Consider the following 20,098-nt stretch of genomic DNA (forward strand, 5'->3'; position numbering starts at 1 on the left):
TTAGTATCGTAAAATAAATAATTCCTAATTTTTTTAATTATAGAAAAATAACTTTGTTTTTATTATGTAGGATCTATCAATTGTTAGTATAAAAATAATTAGAGAAAGAACGATAATATTGTAAACTTGGGAATAAAAAATTGTACGAAATTGAAACAACATATAAATTGATCAAAAAATTAATTGATGTGAAATTTGAATTAACTAACTGGGCGCGCGCTTCACGCGAAGGTGAATTTTCAGAAATTAATGGCAAACAAATGAATATTAAAGCGCTGGAAATTGATAATTTATTACGTGAAATTGGAACTGAATGGATTACGGATTTTGAAGAAAATATGAAACTGAAAAATAAAATAGTAGAAAAAAAATTTTAGGATAAAAGATCAGCAACATGTTTTGCAATTTTATTTAACGGCAATACTTGAGTTATACACCCAGTCTGAATTGCACTTTGCGGCATTCCCCAAACATCGCAGCTTTTTTCATCTTGAGCAATTGTGTAAGCATGATGTTCCGATAATTTTAATATTCCGTCAGTTCCGTCTTTTCCCATTCCGGTAAGAATTATTGCAATTGATTTTTCTTTACAAATTGCTGCAGCCGATCTAAAAAGAAAATTAATTGAAGGCTTACAACTTTGCTCGGGCTTAGAATCATTATGTATAATTATTAATTCATTATTTCTATTTTTCGCAATTTCAATATGAATTCCGCCGGGAGCAATATATACCGTATTGTTCTCGATTAGCATATTATTTTCCGCTAATAGAATTTTTTTTTCTGTTAAAGCACTTAAGGTCTCAACAAAAACATGAGAAAATTTCGCCATCATGTGCTGTACAATTATAATTGGAAGTTCAATATTTTCTAATAATTCCGGCAACAAAGTTCTTAAAGCTTTTGGTCCGCCCATTGAAACGCCAATAAAAACAGCACAATAATTATCAACAATTGGAACAATTATTTTCTTTTCAATATTTTTTTCAGCCGGCTCTGTTTTTGAAGAGTTTATAATTTTATCAATAATTGGAAATAATTTTAATTGCAAATCTCTTAAAAGTAAATCACCATTTTTATTTAAAGTGGGAACATAACATGCTGTTAAATTTTTAACAGATTTTAATAAATCTAAAGTTGATTGATTTTCATGATTGTAAAGCAGTATTATATTTGATAAAAATTTTCGATCACTGGTTAATTTTGTAAAAATTGTTATATTGGTTTTTACCGATTCCGCGGTTATTATAATTATTTCAACATTTGAAAAGAATGGCAATTTTCCTAAACTTTCTATGCTACCGAACATATAAAGATTAGAAACTTTTTTATGAGAAATAAGTGAATTTTTTATTTTTGCTCTTAAAGTAGCTGAAATATCAAATATTGCAATGTTCAATTTTATTTTTTGCTTTATTATCGATTAAAATCTATTCTTTTGAATAAAAAATAAATTTTGAAATATTATTTTTAACTTAATTTATAATTTATTAAATAAAATATTATTATATGAAACTGCGGCGTACAATAAAAAAAATAACATTTGCATCATTTCTAATATTTTCACTTTTCTTAAATTCCTGCGAAAATGAAAAACAAATTAATACCCACTTAATTAAAGAAATAAAAAACCGTGGAAAATTAGTAGCAATTACCGGCTATAATAATTACAGTTATTTTATTTACAAAGGCAAAACACTGGGTTTTGAATATGAATTATTGAAAAAATTTGCAGATAAATTAGGTGTTGAAGTTGAAATAAAACTTCAAAACAATATTGATGAAATGTTTGCAAATCTTGAAAAAAATAACGGAGATTTAATTGCGTACAATTTAACAATTACACAAGAGCGGAAAAAGAATTTTAATTTTACAAATCACATAAATACTACACATCAAGTTTTAATACAAAGAAAGCCAAAAAAATGGCGAAGATTAAGCATTGACCGAATAAATGATTCATTGGTTAAAACTCCCTATGAGCTCGAAAATAAAACTGTTTATGTAAGAAACGGAAGTGCATATATTAATCGATTAAAAAATTTAGCAGAGGAAAACGGAATTAATATAAATGTTGTTATTGCTAATGATACACTTTCTACTGAAGATTTAATTGATCAAGTAGCAAATAGGAAAATTGATTTCACAATTGCCGATGAAAATATCGCAAATCTTAATAAAGAATTTTATTCAATTTTAGATATTGATACAAAAATCTCACTTCCGCAAAGAATTGCTTGGGCGGTAAATAAAAATTCTAATGAATTATTGGAAGAATTCAATAAATGGATTGATGACTTTAAAAAAACAATGGAGTTTCAAGTAATTTATGAAAGATATTATGAACATAAATCATATTATAAAAATAGAAGGCAAAGTAAATTTCTTTTAAAAGAAGGCGGAGTAATTTCTCAATACGATCATTTAATAAAAAAATATGCAAAGAATATAAATTGGGATTGGCGATTATTAGCTTCATTAATTTACCAAGAATCAAAATTTGTAAACGAAGATACATCGTGGGCTGGAGCAATTGGCTTAATGCAAATATTACCGGAAACCGGTGCTTCGTATGGAGTTGATGATTTATTGGATCCGGAAAAAAATATTCAAGTCGGTGCAAAATACTTAAAATGGCTTGATGATTATTGGGCAAAAAAAATAAAAAATAAAGATGAGCGGGTTAAATTTGTTCTTGCTTCATACAATTTAGGTTACGGACATATAAACGATGCTTTGAAATTAGCAAAAAAATACGGAGCAGATTCTACTAAATGGGACATGAATGTTGAATCGTATCTTAAGAAAAAATCATCGGAAAAATTTTACAATGATGAAGTTGTAAGAAATGGTTATTGCAAATGTGATGAAACAATAAATTTTGTAAAAGAAATTATGAAGCGTTACGAGCGGTACACACAATTTTTAAAATAGTTTTTCATTCCAATTTTTTTTCTTAATCCTAATCTTACTCTTAATCTTACTCATTTTTTAATTTTTTCATTACTTTAGTAAACTATTCTTAATCTCAAAAAAAATCTAATATTTCTATATGAAAATTGTGTATGCATAATTGATTAAAATCACGCCAATTTTTTAATCACCTTACTTTTCTATATTTTTGATGTTCAAAAATTCTTGTTTTTACTGAGGAAAATTAAAATGAAGATTGGCATACGAAAAGAAACACAATATCCATTGGAAAGAAGAGCTCCGCTAACTCCGGAACAAGTAAAACAATTAACACAAGAAAATTGTGAAATTTTCGTTGAACCAGCCGAGCAAAGAATTTTCACTTCAGAAGATTATTTAAATTCCGGTGCTAAAATTTCTTCAGATTTATCAAACTGCGATATAATTTTTGGAGTAAAAGAAGTTCCAATTAAAGATTTAATTCCCAGCAAACCGTTTATTTTTTTCTCGCATACAATAAAAGGACAAAAATATAATATGCCTTTACTTAAGGCAATTTTGGAGAAAAATATTACGTTAATGGATTATGAGCTTGTAAAAAATGATAAAGGATTTAGACAAATATATTTCGGAAATTATGCCGGTTATGCCGGAATGATAAATTCACTTTGGCTTTTAGGAAATAGATTGGTACACGAAGGAATAAAAAATCCACTTTCTAAAATTAAGCAAGCTTTAAATTACGATGATTTAAAAAGTGCCGAAGAAGCAATAAAATCAGTAGGGAAAGAAATTTCCGAAAATGGATTGCCGCAAGAAATTACTCCATTAATTACGGGATTTTCGGGTTACGGAAATGTTTCTAAAGGTGCGCAGAATGTTTATGATTTACTTCCGGTTGTAATACTTAAACCAAATGAATTAGAAAATTTTATTAAAAAAGGTGAATTCTCTAATAAAGTAGTGTACAAAGTTGAATTCAGAGAAACTGATATGTACAAACATATTTCCAACAATGAATTTATTTTTGATCACTTTGTAAAAAATCCAAGTGAGTATGAAAGTATTTTTTCAAAATATATTCCCAATTTATCTTTGCTTATTAATGGAATTTATTGGGAAAATAAATTTCCAAAACATGTTACAAAAAAGTATATGAAAGAATTATATAAATCTGATAAAAAGCATAAGCTTAAAGTAATTGGCGATATAAGCTGCGATGTTGAAGGCTCAATTGAAATTACAGTAAAAAATACTGAATCCAATAATCCTTCGTTTGTATATGAACCGCTGACCGATGAAGTAAAAAACGGAATTGTTGGTGATGGTCCGGTTGTATTGGCGGTTGATAAACTTCCGGCAGAATTGCCAAGAGAATCATCACAATTTTTTGGGAATTCACTTTTGCCTTTTGTAAAAATTTTAGCTTCTGCAGATTATTCAAAAGATTTTGATGAACTTGAAATTTCAGACGAAATTAAAAAAGCAATTATTGCACACAAAGGAAAACTTACACCTCCGTTTGAATACCTAAGAAAATATTTATCATAAATTGAATTTGTAATCATTCCTATATTCTATAGGTTTACTAAATAAAAAAAATATTTTACAAATTTTATTTTAAATTCCTTTAAGGTTTTACAATGAAAAAAATTTTAATTTTAGGTGCCGGACAAAGTGCGCCGTATTTAATTCAATATCTTCTTGAAGCATCGAAACAAAATAATTGGTTTGTTACAGTTTGTGATCGCGATTTAAATCTTGCCGAAAAAGCTGTTAATAATCATCCGAATGGAAAAGCAATTGAGTTTGATGTAAACGATGAAACTCAACGCCAAAGTCAAGTTCAAAATTGTGAAGTTGTTGTAAATTTTTTAGCTCCTATGTTTCAATATTTAATAGCAACCGAATGCATTAAATTTAAAAAACATATGATAACCGCATCTTATGCAAACCCTAAAGTTGCAGAATTAAATAACGAAGCCGCTGCAAATGATTTGCTGATATTAAATGAAATGGGCTTGGATCCCGGAATTGATAATATGTCGGCAATGAAAATTTTAACGGAGATTAGAGAAAAAGGCGGAACAATAAATAGTTTTATTTCATACGGAAGTGCTCTGCCGGCTCCGGAAGTGAAATCAAATCCTTTAAATTATTGCATAACTTGGAATGCTGCAAATGTAGTGACAGCCGGAGAAGCCGGAGCTCAATATTTAGAAAATGGATTGATGAAAATTTTACCTTATCAGCAAGTTTTTAATAGAACTTGGAATGTTGATATTGATGAACTCGGAAAATTTGAAGCTTATCCCAATAGAGATTCTTTGCTTTATCAAAAAATATTTAATCTTGAAAATTCGCAAACGGTAATTAGAGGAACATTAAGAAACCCCGGCTGGAGCGAGACTTGGCTTCAATTAATAAAATTAGGATTTACACAAGGTACATTATTATTACCGGAAGTAGAAAATTTATCATATAGAGATTTTACCGAAATGTACTTGCCTTCTGATATTTCCGGAACAAACTTGAAATTAAAAGTTGCGAATTATTTGGGAATAAATCCTACCGGAAAAATTATACAAAACTTGGAATGGCTTGGATTATTTAGTGATGAAAAAATAGGAATGAATTTTAAAAATTCAGTTGAGTTAATGACTGATTTAATAAAAAAGAAATTGCCTTTGCCGGAAGGCGCAAGAGATATGGTAATTTTACATCATGAGATTGAAGCTTTTTATCCCAATAACAAAAAAGAAAAAATTATTTCTACGCTGGTGGATTATGGCGATCCTAAAAATAAAATGACTGCAATTGCAAAAACGGTTGGAGCTCCCGCGGCTATTGCCGTTAAGCTATTATTAAATGGCGAATTAAAATTAAGAGGATGTCAAATTCCCACGCATCCGGAAGTTTTTCCAAAAATATTAGATGAACTGAAAAAATTAAATTTAAAGTTTACTGAAAAAAGATTGGAAATAAATTAATATTTAACAAAATATATTTTTAAAGATGCGATCTTTTTAAAAGATCGCATCTTTAAATTGTTATAGATTTACGTCGAAACCCAAATAAATAGATCGTCCCAAAGTTCCGTAATTCAAAATATTTTCATATTCAGTGTTAAATAAATTTTCAATTCTTCCAAATAATTTTAAGTAATCAAGAATTTGATATGAAGTCCGCAAATTAACAAGCGTATATTCACTTAATATAACTCTTGTTGTTGGGAATGTTGAAAAGTCATTATCAAATTTAGTTCCGCTGTGAATTACATTTAAGCCCGCATTAAATAAAGTATTTATTTGATAATTCAAATCAATTGCGAAATAATTTTTTGGTCTTCTTATTAACTGTTGATTTTCAAGTTCTTTAAAACTTATATCGTTTGTTTCATTATATGTGTATTGGGCATTTAAATTTATTCCATAAAAATTATACAATTCAAACGAAGCTTCAATTCCTTTACTTACTGCTTTATTAATATTTATTGTTCTAAAATTTTCATCGTAACCAAGCATATCTTTGAAATCAATATTGAAATAAGTTAATCCTACTGAAATTTTATTGTTAAGCAAAAATTGTTCAAAACCTAAATCCCAGCCAAAACTTTTTTCCGGTTTAAGATCTAAATTACCATAATACGGAGCAAACAAATTAAATAGTGAAGGAGCCTTAAAGCCAGTTCCCAACGAGCTTTTTAACTTTGTATTTGAAATTTCAATAAAATACATCGGAGCAAATCTATACGTTAATATTGAGCCAAATTTTTCATTGTTATCATATCTTACTCCAGCAGTTGATGAAAAATTATTCATTGAAAACATATCTTGAATAAAAATTCCGTTTGTTGTTAAACTTTCTTTTGGAAATTTACTTTCAAACGGTCCGTACTCACTTTCGGAAAAATATGTAGAGTTTGATTGATCAATTTTAGAATCAATGCCGATGGATATTATATTATTCTTAACAATCTTTAAATTATTCTGCCAATTAAAAGTAGTTCTTCTTCCATCATAAAAACTATTTGAAGAAGTGAACGGATTATAATTATCAACTTTATCCAAAGAAGTAGTTAGATTTTTAAAAAATGATGCGTTGAATGAACTTTCCCAATCTCCATCGAAAAAAATCAAATTAAATTTTGAGTTGAACAAATGGCTTTCAAAATCCGAAGAAAAATTTGGATCATCTCCGCCGGCATAAGATTGATCAAGCTCCGTATCACTTTTTGTAAATTTATACGAAATATTTAGATCAAACATTTTACTCAATTCATAGCCCAATTTTAAAAATGCAGAATTATTTTTGAATCCATCGGTTTCAAAATCATTGCCTTTTATTGATGAAACAGCATCGGTTTGAATTCGTGAGAAATTTGCAAAGTAATTTAAATTAATAATTTCACCTTTTGCGGAAATATTTCCACTGTAAAAATTATTTGATCCGCCTTCTGCTTTTAAATTTATTCCCGGAATTTCATTTCCGGTTTTGGTTAAAATATTTATTACTCCGGCTGCAGCTTCAGAGCCGTACAAAGTACTTTGCGGACCTCGAACAATTTCAATTCTTTCAATATCAGAAACTAAAAGTGATGAAAAATCAAATGCGTTATTCGCCGATGACGGATCGTTTATTTCAACATTATCAACCATTACTAAAACAAAATTTGAGTTTGCACCTCTCATAAAAACCGAGGAAAGTTTTCCGGTTCCGCCTTGCTGCACAATTGTTAAACCCGGAATATTATTTAACAATTCAACTACAGAATTACTCTGCATTTTTAAAATATCATCAGAAGAAATTACGGAAACCGAACTTGCAGTATTAAATAAAGAAGTTTCGTACTTATTTGCTGTTACAACAATTTCGTTTAACTCAGTATTGGAAAAATTATTTTGAGATAAAATTATTTTTGTTGTAGAAAAAATTAGAATTGTTAAAAATATTTTTTTCATTGAAGTTACTCCTTAAAAAATTAAGAATTGTAACTTCGAAGGTTTTTGAAAGAAAAAACTACAGAATAAAATACTGTAAATTAGCCTCGCCCTCGAAGGTAAATTAATTAAAATTTACGGTAGGTCTCCTGGCTTTGAACATCTTTAACGCCTTCCCATCTAAAATTATTAGACAGTGGCAAAATGTTAAAGACTTATATGTTCATTACAGTTGCGGGGCAGCATCGGATTTTAACCGATTTCCCTGTTATGCTAATTGCACCATAAATTGTGCTCAAAAGTAGCGAAGTTGGCTGAGTATTCAAAGTAGAATTTTATGCTACTTTTCTTTTTTGCTCAATGAAAGAAATTAAATCATTAAAATTATTTTTTTCTTCTTCAGATAGTTTGCTCTGAACAGTTTCAAAAGCAATTTTTAGCCAGCGCGTATTTAATAATCTTACAACATCCGGAAGTTCAACTTGTTTATCCGAATCTAATTCTTGATTATTTTCATCAATGCTTAAAATAATTCCGGAAAGATAAATTGTAGATTTTACATTCAAAATATTTTCAAGTTTATTATTGTTTGCGATAGAGATTAAATTATCATAAAGATCTTCATGGTTTATTGCAAGTGCAATGGCAGCTTCACCGGCTTTTATCATTTCTTTTCTTTTTTGGAAAAGTTTTAAATCAGAATCTGTTGCAATATCCAAAAGCTCATTTATTGCATTTTGTCTTTTTGTAGGATTTTCTTCTGCATATCTTATTAAATTTTCAATTGCAACATCAACGGTATGTGTAAGTGAATTTTTAGCTTTCTGAACTATCTCTGAGTTTGTTCCAACTCCGCCTTTTGCTTCTTTTGCAACTTCTTTAATTCTGCCTTCACTAATTAGTTGGTCGAGTTCTTGGAAAGTAATTTGTTTTATGTGAACACCAATTTCTTTCCAGCCGCGCGCTCTAAGTTTCTGTACTTTTAATTCTTTCTTTTCATCAATATAATCAATAACCGATTGGTCTTTTATAATAACCGGAATATCATTATAGGCAAATTTTTCAAGCACATTTGGGTAGTAATTATGATTAACTTTAAAAGATACTAAAACATCTTCGCCGATTTTCCCGGTTCGGTATTTCATTACAGAAAAATCTTTGTATTTATCTTTCAAAAAATCCAATATAGATTTGATAATAGTTTGATCTTTTTCTTTTATCAAAATTGTGATTGTCTTAATTTTATCTTCAGAATTAAAGAACATAATTATCGAGACTCCTTTTTGCTAAAGGGAATGCATTTCTGATGAAGAAAGTACTTTAGTTAAATCAAGTAAAATTATTAATCGATCTTCTAATTTACCAATTGCAGTTATATAATCAGAATCAACACCGGTAACAATTTCCGGCGGAGCTTCAGTTATGCTTTTGGGAATTCTTAAGACTTCTTTAACTTCATCTACAATAAATCCAATAGTTTTATCTTCAATTTCAACAACAATAATTCTTGTTTCCGAATTGTATTCTTTCACTTCCAATCCAAGTCTTGATCTTAAATTTAAAACCGGAATAATTCTTCCTCTAAGATTTACAACTCCTTCAATAAATATTGGAGTGTTTGGAACAACAGTTAATTCCATCATTTTATTAATTTCTTGAACTCTAAGAATATCAACCCCAAATTCAGCATCGCCAATCTTGAAACTTACAAGCTGTAAAAGTTCATCTGTAATTATTGTTGTACTTGTAGCTTTTTCCATTTTAAAACCTCATTTGTTTTTCGCAATATTTCTTTAATGAACATCAACTAAATCATGTGATTTGTGTTTTACTTTATTCGAAAATCTTTCATTAAATGAATGATTTTTCTTAATCTTAAACTGGCTAATTAATTCTTGCAGATTAGCTGTCATATTATTTAAATCATCGGCAGCGCGAGCAGTTTGTTGAATTCCAAGTAAAGTTTCTGAAATTACATTGTTAACGGCTTCAATATTTTTTGCAATTTGTCCCGATGTTAAAGATTGTTCTTCACTTGCTGTTGCAACTTGATTTATTTCATCAACAACGTTATTAGTTGTATTTACAATATCAAGAATTGCTTTGCCGGCACTTTCTGCTAAACTAATTCCGGATTCGACTTCTTTATTTCCATCATTTATTGATTTAACAACTGTTGTTGTTGCGGTTTGAATTTGCTGAACCATTGAAGCAATTTCTTCGGTAGATTTTGAAGTTCGTTCGGCAAGTTTTCTAACTTCATCGGCAACTACTGCAAAACCTCTTCCGTGATCTCCGGCTCTTGCTGCTTCAATTGCAGCGTTTAGAGCAAGTAAATTTGTTTGATCTGCAATCTCATCAATTACTTTAATAATTTCGCCAATTTTATCGCTGTCTTTACCTAATCCCACAACTTTTATTGAAGCTTGAGAAACTATTGTTGCTATTTGTCCCATTGCATTAACAGCTTTTTGAACAACATCACTTCCTTCTTGAGCTAAAAATCCTGCATTTCTTGCAGATTCTGCCGCGGTAGAAGTATTTTTTGTAGTTTCAGAAACGGTTTTAAGCATTTCATCAACAGCGGTTGTTATATCATTTGTTTGTCTGCTTTGTTCTTCTGATGCAGCAGCCATTTCTTCAATTGCGGCTGCAATTTGTGTACTTGCGTTAATTGTTGAATTTACTGCTTCATTTAAATGATTAACCATGTCATTAATATTTGTAACGGAATTATTAAATCCAGTGTACAATCTTCCCATTAACTCTTGATCATTTTCAACATTTAATTGCTCTGTTAAATCACCTTTTGAAAACTTATCCATAGCTTTTAATAATTCTGAAGCTTTTTGTTCAATATCATTTTTTTCTTTAATTAATGTTTGTGAGTATTTCCTTAATAATGAATCAGCTTCATTTAGCCTAATTGAGAAAGAACCTTTTAAACCTTTTGTTAGAACTGGTCTAAAATATTTTTTTTGCGAAACATAATTGATTGATGTTAGTAATTCTTTAACCAATGCTTCAAATTGATCAGTTGCATCATTAAGATCCCAACAGATTTTTCCAAACTCATCCTTAAATTTTATATGTGTAATTCTTTCAGATAAATTGCCGTTCCGCAAATATCTTATTTGCTGTTCAATAACCGTAATTGAATTAAGTATATAGTTAATTATTTGATTTGCGATTAAAATAAGAACAATCGAAAGAAAAACTAAACTACTCCAAAAGACTATTGAAATAACAGGAGATGTGGATTTTAACTCTTCAACTTTTTCATTAGAATATTCTTGATTACCTTTTACAACTTGTTCATAATAATTACATAAAGAATCTGACTTTGTATTTAACTCATTAAGTTTAAGTAAAAGAATTGCAGTTGATAAAAACATCAAAACGCCAATAATAATTGCACGATTATAGATCATTCCTTTTACGGAAGTGAACTTATAAACCGAAAATAAATTCTTCATAGGTTTTACCTTCATCCTTTAACATTTTGTTTAATAATTTTTCAGAAGCAACCAATCCTTCTTTTGTTCCATATTTTTTTTCTTCGGAACTTAAAAGACTGTATATTTTTTTCACTTTTTCTAATTTTTTTGGATCTGGCTTTCTTCTTACTGAGTAATAACCTTGAATTAAACCTCTATCATCCATTACTGGTGTAACATTTGCATCAACCCAATAATATGAGCCGTCTTTAGCCATATTTTTTACGTAAGCATTTATTTCTTTTTTATCTTGTAAAGTATCCCATAACAATTTAAAAATACATCGGGGCATATCCGGATGGCGCACAATATTGTGCTGTTGCCCAAGTAATTCTTGTTCATCATATTTTGCAAATTCCATAAAAATTCGATTACAATAATTAATTACACCTTTCGTATCTGTTTTAGAGACTATAAAATCATCATCTCGCATTACCATTTCAACTTCTGTTGGATGAATTTGTTGTCGCATTTCTACTCCATTAGGCAATCGTTTGTTTAAAATTTTAGTTATTCTGAGTAAGTATATATCTGAATAAAATTATCGCAAGAAAAATTGCATAGTTTAAAAATTTTCCAAAGTGGGTTATAGGAGAATTTATAAATTCAAGAGTTTTAGTCAGGTGAAACGGTTAATTAATAATACTTTATAGTTTTTATATTAAAATTTATATAAGAAATAAAATAATTATTAACACTCATTTGAATATAACATGGCTTTCAATTATCTTTATGCTATAAATTATACTATTAGGTCTGTTTTGAATCCTTTCAAAAATTTTACTTATTCTTATAAACAATTAAACGAAATCAATCTGCACTTAGGAGGTAATTAATGAGCTGGCTTTTAGATCGCTTAAATTCTTCCATTGGAAAAAAAATTATTATGGCGGTTACAGGATTATCTTTAATGCTGTTTCTTGTTGTTCACTTAATTAATAATTTATTGCTTTTCGCTGGACCAGAATTGTTCAACAAAAATGTTGAACAGCTTGAATCAATTAAACCACTGATAAGAATTGTTGAAATTATTTTACTGGCAATTTTTGTTCTTCATATATATAATGCATTAAAATTATATTTTGAAAACAAGAAAGCAAAACCGCTAAAGTATGCGGTTGATGCATCTTCGCAGAATAGCACTTTTTATTCAAGATATATGACCGTAACCGGATTATTTATTTTTGCCTTTCTCGTAATACATCTTTCAACATTTTGGAAATCATTCAATTTTGATGCACATAATTTAAATGTTGAATTTCCTTTTTATACAATTGTTCAAGAAGCATTTGCAAATCCAATAATTGCGATTTTTTATTTTGTTGCAATGGTAACTTTGGGAATTCATCTTAATCATGCTTTCCAAAGTGCATTTCAAACATTCGGATTACGCCATACAAAATATACATCACTCATAGAAAAATTTGGAACCATTATCGCTATTGCGATGACAATTGGATTTGCTGCAATTCCGGTATTCTTTTTTATAGCTTCATTGGGAGGTAAATAATGATAAACTTAGACTCAAAAATTCCCGAAGGTAACATTTCTGAGAAATGGACAAACCATAAGTTTAATATGAAACTTATAAATCCCGCTAATAAAAGGAAATATGACGTAATAATAGTTGGAACCGGATTAGCCGGCGCATCTGCTGCTGCAACTTTAGGTGAATTAGGATATAAAGTTAAAGCATTTACATATCATGATTCTTCGAGACGGGCTCATTCAATTGCTGCACAAGGCGGAATTAATGCTGCAAAAAGTTATCAAAATGATGGTGATTCTGTTTATCGATTATTTTATGATACAGTTAAAGGCGGAGATTTCCGTTCACGAGAAGCAAATGTTCATAGATTGGCAGAAGTCAGCAACAATATTATTGATCAATGTGTAGCCCAAGGAGTTCCATTTGCAAGAGAGTACGGCGGAACTTTAGCTAACAGATCTTTCGGCGGAGCTCAAGTTTCAAGAACTTTTTATGCAAGAGGAGAAACGGGTCAGCAATTGTTACTTGGGGCATATAGTTCGCTTAATAAACAAATTCATGATGGAAATGTTCAAATGTTTCATCGCAGAGAAATGCTTGATATTGTTATTGTAGATGGAAAGGCAAAGGGAATAGTTGTAAGAAATTTAATAACCGGAGAAATAGAAAGTTATTCTGCACAAGCAGTAATTCTTGCTACCGGCGGATATTCAAATGTATTTTTCCTTTCTACAAGCGCAATGAATTGTAACGCAACGGCAATTTGGCGGGCGCATAAAAAAGGCGCGCTTTTTGCAAATCCGTGTTTCACTCAAATTCATCCAACTGCTTTGCCGCTTCATGGCGAAGGACAATCCAAATTAGTTTTGATGAGCGAAAGTTTAAGAAATGACGGAAGAATTTGGGTACCTAAAAAAGTTGGAGAATCGAGAAGTCCGGATAATATTCCGGAAGATGAAAGAGATTATTATTTGGAAAGAAGATATCCGTCATTTGGAAATTTGGCACCAAGAGATATTTCCTCAAGAAGTGCAAAATATGTTTGTGATGAAGGAAAAGGAGTAAATGGCGGACGCTCGGTTTACTTAGATTTTGCAGATGCAATTAAGAGAATTGGTCAACCCGCAGTTAAAGAAAAGTATGGAAATCTTTTTGAAATGTATGAAAATATTACTGGAGAAAATCCGTACAAAGTTCCAATGCAGATTTACCCGGCACCGCATTATACAATGGGCGGACTTTGGGTTGATTACAATTTAATGAGCACAGTTAATGGATTATTTATTTTAGGCGAAGCAAATTTCTCTGATCATGGCGCAAACAGACTTGGCGCAAGCGCATTAATGCAAGGTTTGGCAGATGGATATTTTGTAATCCCATATACATTAAGTAATTATTTTGCAAGTGAAAAACCCGAAAAAGTTTCTGTTGAAAAAAGCGAATTTAAAGAAGTTGAAAAAAGTGTAAAAGATTCAACTAATAAATTGCTTTCTATAAATGGCAAACAAACGGTTGATGATATTCATCGAAAATTGGGCGAATTGTTAATTGCCGATGTTGGTATGTCTAGAGAAAAAGAAAAATTAGAAAAAGTTATAAAATCAATAAGTGATTTGAGAGAAGAGTTTTGGAACGATGTAAAAGTTGTTGGAAAAAGTGAAGATTTAAATCAAACATTAGAAAGAGCCGGAAGAGTTGCAGATTTTCTTGAACTTGGTGAATTAATGGCAATAGATTCTCTAGACAGAAATGAATCTTGCGGCGCTCACTTTAGAGAAGAATATCAGACAGAAGATGGTGAAGCCGTAAGAAACGATGATGAATATGCTAACGTTTCAGCTTGGGAATATGAAAAAACCGGTAAATGGAATCTTCATAAAGAAGAATTAAATTTTGAATATGTTAAATTAGCTACAAGGAGTTACAAATAATGGCACATTCGAATATTAATTTAACATTAAAAATTTGGCGTCAGCAATCAGAAACTTCAAAGGGAAATTTTGAAGAATTTAAAGTTTCGGTTTCACCCCATGCATCAATTTTGGAAATGTTGGATGATTTAAATAATAAATTAGAAAAAGAAGGAAAACTTCCAATAGCATTTGAAAGTGATTGCCGTGAAGGAATTTGCGGAACTTGCGGATTAGTAGTAAACGGACACCCGCACGGACCATTACCAAAAACCGCAACATGCCAATTGCATATGAGAAATTTCAAAAATGGCGATACAGTTTTTATTGAGCCGTTTAGAGCAAGTGCATTTAAAATTATTAGAGATTTAATTGTTGATAGAAGCGGATTTGATAAAATTCAGCAAGCTGGTGGATATGTTTCGTTCAATACCGGAAGCGCCCCGGACGCAAATGCTATTCTTATTTCTAAGGAAATTGCTTCATTAGCTTTAGATGCTGCGGAATGTATTGGATGCGGAGCTTGTGTTGCTGCGTGTAAAAATTCTTCAGCAATGTTATTTGTCGGTGCAAAAGTTTCACAATTTGCATTATTACCGCAAGGTCAACCGGAAAGATTTGAAAGAGTTGAAGCAATGGTTGCAGCAATGGATGAAGCCGGTTTTGGAAGCTGTACAAATACTTATGCTTGCGAAGCTGAATGTCCCAAAGGAATTTCTGTATCAAACATTGCAAGAATGAATAGAGATTTTATAAAATCAATTTTTATTTAGAGTAACAAAATTTCAAAATGGGGGAATAATAACTTAGATCTTAATTTTTTTAAGAGAATTTATAAAATGTGATTTTAGTCACAAGCGGTGTGTCTATATATTCATAATATTCTTAGCATTAAAAATTAATTTATCTATTTATGAACTTCAAAAAATGATATAAAATATGAACAATATTGTACTTTCTGTTGCTGCTCCAAAAGGGGGAGTAGGAAAAACTACTACGGCAGTCAATATTGCAGTTGCACTTTCACTTCAAAATAAAAAAACATTACTCTTCGATGCTGATCCAAGCGGATACGCAAGTTCTTCATTTGGATATGATGAAGACAAAATTTTTGGTAATGTTCTGGATTTGTACAAAAAGACAAAATCCGTTCATTCGGTAATTCATAAAACTGAATTACAATTTTTGGAAATCATTCCTTTTGCTAAAATTAATTATGATGAAGAAGTAGTTTTTAACGGACTTACAGCAGATAAAAGTGTTTTAAAAAATGCAGTAGATCAAGTAAAACATAAATATGATTATGTGATTATTGATTGTCCGCCGTTTTTATATGGCTCAACAATTAATAGTTTGATTGCTTCCGACTATTTAATAATTCCGGTAAAATCTTCAAAATTTTCTTTAGAAGCTGTTGATAAAATGATGAATTTTGTGAACGAAATTAAAAAGTATGAAAATCCAAAATTACAAGTTGATGGATTACTTTTAACAATGTACGAAATGAATACCAGAGCCGCATTTAATGCAAAAAAAGAATTGTATGAAAAATATCCTAATTTGGTTTTTAAAACTACAATTCCAAAAAATACTGAGGTTGCAGAATCTACTTTTTATAATAAACCAATCATAATTTTTCATGCAGAATCAAAAGCATCAAAATCATATATAAAATTGGCAGAAGAGTTAATTGAAAAACATGAAACATTGCATCTAATGGGAATTGCCGGATTTGATCATTTAGATTTTTTGGATGATCACGAAAAAGAAAATAAAAGTGACACCCAAGAAATTATGTCTATCAATGTTTAATTGAGAAAAATTCTTCTATCAATTAAGGAAGTTTCAGAATTTAATTTCTTAAGAGTTTTATTTTGTCTTTCAAGTAAGGTAACTCTCGATTCAAGATTTTTCACACTTAAAGAAAGATCTTTATTTCTTTCATTCATAACTTTAGCAATTTTTTCCAAAGTAGATTCAATATTAAATGGTTTTAAGATGTAATCTTTTACACCTAATGCTAAAATTTTATTTAATGAAGTTTTTTCATTTACAGCAGAAATTACAATTACGGGAATATTTCTGTGCATTTTTCTTTGTCGTAATTCTTTAAGAAAATCGTAACCGTCCATATTCGGCATCATATAATCAAGAAGTATAAAATCCGGTTTGCTGATAGGAACAAGTTTCAATGCTTCAATTCCATCTTTTGCAGTATATACATTGCAGTAAAATTTTCTTTTAAGAATATTCTTAAGTAAAATTTGTGTTCCGCTGTTGTCTTCTACTAATAATACGTTAAACATTTTGTACTCCGCAATGATAAAATTTAATAAATTCTTACTCCTATTCAAAAACGAAAGCAAATATTTTAGCAAAAAGATGAACTATTATTTTTCTTCAATTCACCAAAATTTTTATCAAAAATAAATTTTATTTGCCTTAATCTTTAGCTGAAAATAATAGAAAACACTAATGCGGAGTTGTGTCTCAGCACACATAGAGCACTTCAAAATTGTTTAATGTTGTGTTATATTAATGCAGATAAATTTTTACTTTGGTGAATTATGGAAAACATAAATATTTTGCTTAGTTCTTTAATTGTATTTTTGGTTATTTATTTGGTTTATAACGAAAGAAAAAATTCAAAATTGATTAACAAAATTTCTCTTGAATATAAATCTTTTCTTGAATCAATTGAAAAGTATGTGGAGATTTTTAATGAGCAGAATGTGAAAGAATTATTAGTCGACAATAAATTACCAAACGAAACAAAAGCGGTTGAAATAATAAACTCAATTAAAAATGATTTTAAGAAAAAATTGCTGACAAAAAATTCTAAACTTACCGAAGAACAAGAAATGCTTATTGATTTTATTGTGTTAAGTTTATCATTACTAATTAAAACTCCGCCAAGTTTGCGGCAAAAATTAATTGACCAAACTACAAACAACGAAGCGATAAGAACAATTCTTAATTCCAAACTTATATTAATTGAAAAATATTATGTTCCGGTTTCAATTTTAGAAGTTGCTGTTTCAGAAAATAGTAAAAACTAAAATTCTTATAAAATGAACTACGGTAAATTGCCAAAATCCTATTTCAAATTGAGGCACAATAGTTTTAAAATCTCAAAAATCATGCTTCAAAAATGGATAAAATGTACAATTAAATTTGTAAATTAAAATTGACGCATTTCGTTTTTGAGCAAAATTCGAAATTATTTTTCAATATTACCAGTAAAAACTCACCAAAAAATTAAAAATTTATTTAGAAAAATTTTACAGTTTGCTTGGTATAGTTATTGCAAATAAATACCACAAAAATGATAACAAACAAATTAACAAAACCGGCAAGTTTCATAATTAACAATGGGGAGTATTAATAATGGAGCTATCTTACGAAACTTCTTTATCTGCATATATTTTATTGCAGGAAGTAGAGAAGGAACTTAACATTAGGGAAACACCTGAAGAGAGTAGAAGAAACGGCAATTTCAAAAAAATCTTAATGAGGTGTAATAAAGTTATTGAGAAAAGATACGTAAACGAAGAGCAGCAAATTAAGCTAAAGACTTACATCGAAAATATTTTTTTCCAAGATTAAACAGAGCAGCAGAAATAAATGTCTAACAGAAAAATTAACAATTAATGAAAGCAATATAATGGAAAGTTATTTTGAAAGTTTGACAAATATTAAAGATTTTGAAAATTCAAATTCAGAACTTAGTGCTGGAATTCCGGCATCAAAAGAGAATAACGAATTTTTTTCAATTATATCTCACAATATTAAAAATCCCTTTACAACATTATTGGGCTTTTCAGATTTGCTTTTTGAAGATTATGAACAGCTTGATGATGAGGAACGAAAATTTTATCTAAATGAAATTTTAAAATCTGCGCATTTTACAAATAAATATTTGGAAAGATTTTTTGAATGGATTTACTATAAAACCGGTAAAGTAAAAATTAATATTGAAAACTTAGATTTAAAAGAGCAGATAAATAATTCAATAAAATTAATAACTCAGAAACTTAATACACGGAATCCTATATTTAATTGCGAACAACAAATTTATGTAAAAGCGGATTCCGAATCTTTTAATAAAATTCTATACTATATTTTAGAAAATGCCGTTATACATTCCGGAAATAGTGAAAAAGTTTTAATTAGTTGTATAATTGATGAGTTTAATGAATCTGCTAAAATCATTATTAAGGATTTTGGAGTTGGAATTTCAGAACAACAAATGTCGAAATTATTTAAAGTTAATGAAGATATAACATTAAATTCTGCAAATAGGATAAAAGGTACTGGTCTGGGTTTAATTTTAGCTGATTTATTATTAAAAATTAATAATGGTAAAATTGAACTGAAAAGCAAATTAAATGAAGGTGTTGAAGTAATAATTGAACTTCCACTTGCAAAATTAATTTAATTTTTTATAGAACATATCGATAATCATCTACGGTTGTTCTGAAAAATTATTAACTCAGGAGACTTAATGACCAACATCACTCTTGAAGAAGCAAACAGAATTGCCTCTAAATATTTTAAGTTGTTAATTGATCGACATACTGCTCAAGGTTTTTCCGCGCAAATAGTGGAGAAAAAGGAAGATAAAAGTGCATCACACTTTTATTTGGAGTTTTGTAATGCGGAGAAATTTAAAAAAAGTTACAAAATTGTAGCTACTCAATAACAGCTCTAAATTATTTAAATTCGAAAGGGTAAAAGCAATTTTACCCTTTTTTATTTTACATATCTTGATATCGTATCTAAAATTCAGTATATTACATAATAATAATTATCAACTAAGAATAATTTCAAAATGGAAATGCAAGAAAAAATAGATTCTTTTATGGAAAAATGCAGAACTAACGCATTAAGTGTTACTCCGCAAAGATTGGCAATTTACAAAGCTTTAATAATTGATAAATCGCATCCAAAACCAGAAACTGTGCACAAAAATATTGTGGGTGAATTTCCTACAATTTCTCTCGCAACGGTTTATAAAACTCTTGAAACTTTTGAAGAAAAGGGAATAATTTCTGTTGTTACACCATTGCACGAAACTGTTCGTTATGAAGCAGAAATTGAAAATCATCATCATGTTGTTTGTGTAAAATGTAAAAAAATTGTTGATGTTTCTGAGCCTGAATTAAACAATCTCAAATTACCGGATATTGTATCTGAACATAGTTTTATCAATTATAATATTCAATTTAATGTAATTTGCAGTGATTGCAGAAATTAGATAATCAATAATAATTATTATCTAATAATTATTTGAATCCTTTTGGAAATCTCATCATCATATTGAAAAAATAAATTTAATCACTTGCAAAA

General features: G+C 29.3%; 20 protein-coding genes and 1 riboswitch. Of the genes, 13 read left to right on the plus strand and 7 right to left on the minus strand.

What is annotated here, in order from left to right:
* Positions 1–140: 140 nt before the first annotated feature.
* Positions 141–377, plus strand: coding sequence for a hypothetical protein (locus IPH62_08680; GenBank protein ID MBK7105345.1), 237 nt, complete (start codon positions 141–143; stop codon positions 375–377).
* Here the strand turns inward: IPH62_08680 and IPH62_08685 are convergent.
* Entirely contained in the window at positions 374–1,399 is a 1,026-nt protein-coding gene (locus tag IPH62_08685; GenBank protein ID MBK7105346.1) for a chemotaxis protein CheB, read from the minus strand. The genes IPH62_08680 and IPH62_08685 overlap by 4 nt on opposite strands.
* Before the next feature lie 110 nt (positions 1,400–1,509).
* Here IPH62_08685 and IPH62_08690 point away from each other — a divergent pair, with 110 nt between their 5' ends.
* The 3 genes from IPH62_08690 (at position 1,510) to IPH62_08700 (ending at position 5,903) form a co-directional block, all read left to right on the plus strand.
* Positions 1,510–2,934: a transporter substrate-binding domain-containing protein gene (locus IPH62_08690; protein MBK7105347.1), complete on the plus strand. Its 1,425-nt coding sequence runs from the start codon at positions 1,510–1,512 to the stop codon at positions 2,932–2,934.
* 228 nt (positions 2,935–3,162) lie between these two features.
* On the plus strand, positions 3,163–4,464 hold the full coding sequence (locus IPH62_08695) for a hypothetical protein (GenBank protein ID MBK7105348.1): 1,302 nt from the start codon (positions 3,163–3,165) through the stop codon (positions 4,462–4,464).
* Positions 4,465–4,556: 92 nt separating this feature from the next.
* Complete coding sequence (locus IPH62_08700; GenBank protein MBK7105349.1) at positions 4,557–5,903, plus strand: saccharopine dehydrogenase NADP-binding domain-containing protein; 1,347 nt, start codon at positions 4,557–4,559, stop codon at positions 5,901–5,903.
* 60 nt (positions 5,904–5,963) lie between these two features.
* Here IPH62_08700 and IPH62_08705 read toward each other — a convergent pair whose 3' ends face one another.
* The 5 genes from IPH62_08705 to IPH62_08725 all read right to left on the minus strand — a co-directional run bounded on the left by IPH62_08705 (position 5,964) and on the right by IPH62_08725 (position 11,822).
* On the minus strand, positions 5,964–7,874 hold the full coding sequence (locus tag IPH62_08705; GenBank protein MBK7105350.1) for a TonB-dependent receptor: 1,911 nt from the start codon (positions 7,872–7,874) through the stop codon (positions 5,964–5,966).
* Positions 7,875–7,974: 100 nt separating this feature from the next.
* A riboswitch (cobalamin riboswitch) is annotated at positions 7,975–8,155 on the minus strand.
* Positions 8,156–8,188: 33 nt separating this feature from the next.
* The gene (locus IPH62_08710) at positions 8,189–9,118 is read right to left on the minus strand and encodes a hypothetical protein (protein ID MBK7105351.1); all 930 of its coding nucleotides are present in this window, start codon (positions 9,116–9,118) and stop codon (positions 8,189–8,191) included.
* A 21-nt stretch (positions 9,119–9,139) separates the two neighbouring features.
* Positions 9,140–9,613, minus strand: coding sequence for a chemotaxis protein CheW (locus IPH62_08715; protein MBK7105352.1), 474 nt, complete (start codon positions 9,611–9,613; stop codon positions 9,140–9,142).
* 33 nt (positions 9,614–9,646) lie between these two features.
* Positions 9,647–11,329, minus strand: a complete 1,683-nt coding sequence (locus IPH62_08720) for a methyl-accepting chemotaxis protein (GenBank protein MBK7105353.1) — start codon at positions 11,327–11,329, stop codon at positions 9,647–9,649.
* Positions 11,304–11,822: a PAS domain-containing protein gene (locus tag IPH62_08725; GenBank protein MBK7105354.1), complete on the minus strand. Its 519-nt coding sequence runs from the start codon at positions 11,820–11,822 to the stop codon at positions 11,304–11,306. Before IPH62_08725 ends, IPH62_08720 begins: the two co-directional genes overlap by 26 nt.
* A 363-nt stretch (positions 11,823–12,185) precedes the next feature.
* Here IPH62_08725 and IPH62_08730 point away from each other — a divergent pair, with 363 nt between their 5' ends.
* The 4 genes from IPH62_08730 (at position 12,186) to IPH62_08745 (ending at position 16,561) form a co-directional block, all read left to right on the plus strand.
* Positions 12,186–12,860: a succinate dehydrogenase cytochrome b subunit gene (locus IPH62_08730; GenBank protein ID MBK7105355.1), complete on the plus strand. Its 675-nt coding sequence runs from the start codon at positions 12,186–12,188 to the stop codon at positions 12,858–12,860.
* A 2-nt stretch (positions 12,861–12,862) separates the two neighbouring features.
* The gene (locus tag IPH62_08735) at positions 12,863–14,770 is read left to right on the plus strand and encodes a fumarate reductase/succinate dehydrogenase flavoprotein subunit (protein MBK7105356.1); all 1,908 of its coding nucleotides are present in this window, start codon (positions 12,863–12,865) and stop codon (positions 14,768–14,770) included.
* Positions 14,770–15,522, plus strand: coding sequence for a succinate dehydrogenase/fumarate reductase iron-sulfur subunit (locus IPH62_08740; protein ID MBK7105357.1), 753 nt, complete (start codon positions 14,770–14,772; stop codon positions 15,520–15,522). The genes IPH62_08735 and IPH62_08740 overlap by 1 nt, the downstream gene beginning before the upstream one ends.
* Before the next feature lie 166 nt (positions 15,523–15,688).
* Entirely contained in the window at positions 15,689–16,561 is an 873-nt protein-coding gene (locus tag IPH62_08745; GenBank protein MBK7105358.1) for a ParA family protein, read from the plus strand.
* Here the strand turns inward: IPH62_08745 and IPH62_08750 are convergent.
* Positions 16,558–17,055: a response regulator gene (locus tag IPH62_08750; protein MBK7105359.1), complete on the minus strand. Its 498-nt coding sequence runs from the start codon at positions 17,053–17,055 to the stop codon at positions 16,558–16,560. The genes IPH62_08745 and IPH62_08750 overlap by 4 nt on opposite strands.
* Before the next feature lie 261 nt (positions 17,056–17,316).
* Here IPH62_08750 and IPH62_08755 point away from each other — a divergent pair, with 261 nt between their 5' ends.
* The 5 genes from IPH62_08755 (at position 17,317) to IPH62_08775 (ending at position 20,006) form a co-directional block, all read left to right on the plus strand.
* Positions 17,317–17,808, plus strand: a complete 492-nt coding sequence (locus IPH62_08755) for a hypothetical protein (GenBank protein MBK7105360.1) — start codon at positions 17,317–17,319, stop codon at positions 17,806–17,808.
* Positions 17,809–18,136: 328 nt separating this feature from the next.
* Positions 18,137–18,355: a hypothetical protein gene (locus IPH62_08760; GenBank protein MBK7105361.1), complete on the plus strand. Its 219-nt coding sequence runs from the start codon at positions 18,137–18,139 to the stop codon at positions 18,353–18,355.
* Between the two features lie 58 nt (positions 18,356–18,413).
* A complete protein-coding gene (locus tag IPH62_08765; protein ID MBK7105362.1) occupies positions 18,414–19,187 on the plus strand; it encodes a HAMP domain-containing histidine kinase in 774 nt (257 codons plus the stop codon).
* A gap of 66 nt (positions 19,188–19,253) precedes the next feature.
* Positions 19,254–19,451 carry a hypothetical protein gene (locus IPH62_08770; GenBank protein MBK7105363.1) on the plus strand — a complete coding sequence of 66 codons (198 nt, stop codon included), beginning with the start codon at positions 19,254–19,256 and terminating at the stop codon, positions 19,449–19,451.
* 129 nt (positions 19,452–19,580) lie between these two features.
* Positions 19,581–20,006, plus strand: coding sequence for a transcriptional repressor (locus IPH62_08775; protein ID MBK7105364.1), 426 nt, complete (start codon positions 19,581–19,583; stop codon positions 20,004–20,006).
* The last annotated feature ends 92 nt before the right edge of the window (positions 20,007–20,098 follow it).

The organism is Ignavibacteriota bacterium (genome assembly GCA_016708125.1).
In the GTDB taxonomy this organism is placed as follows: Bacteria; Bacteroidota; Ignavibacteria; order Ignavibacteriales; family Melioribacteraceae.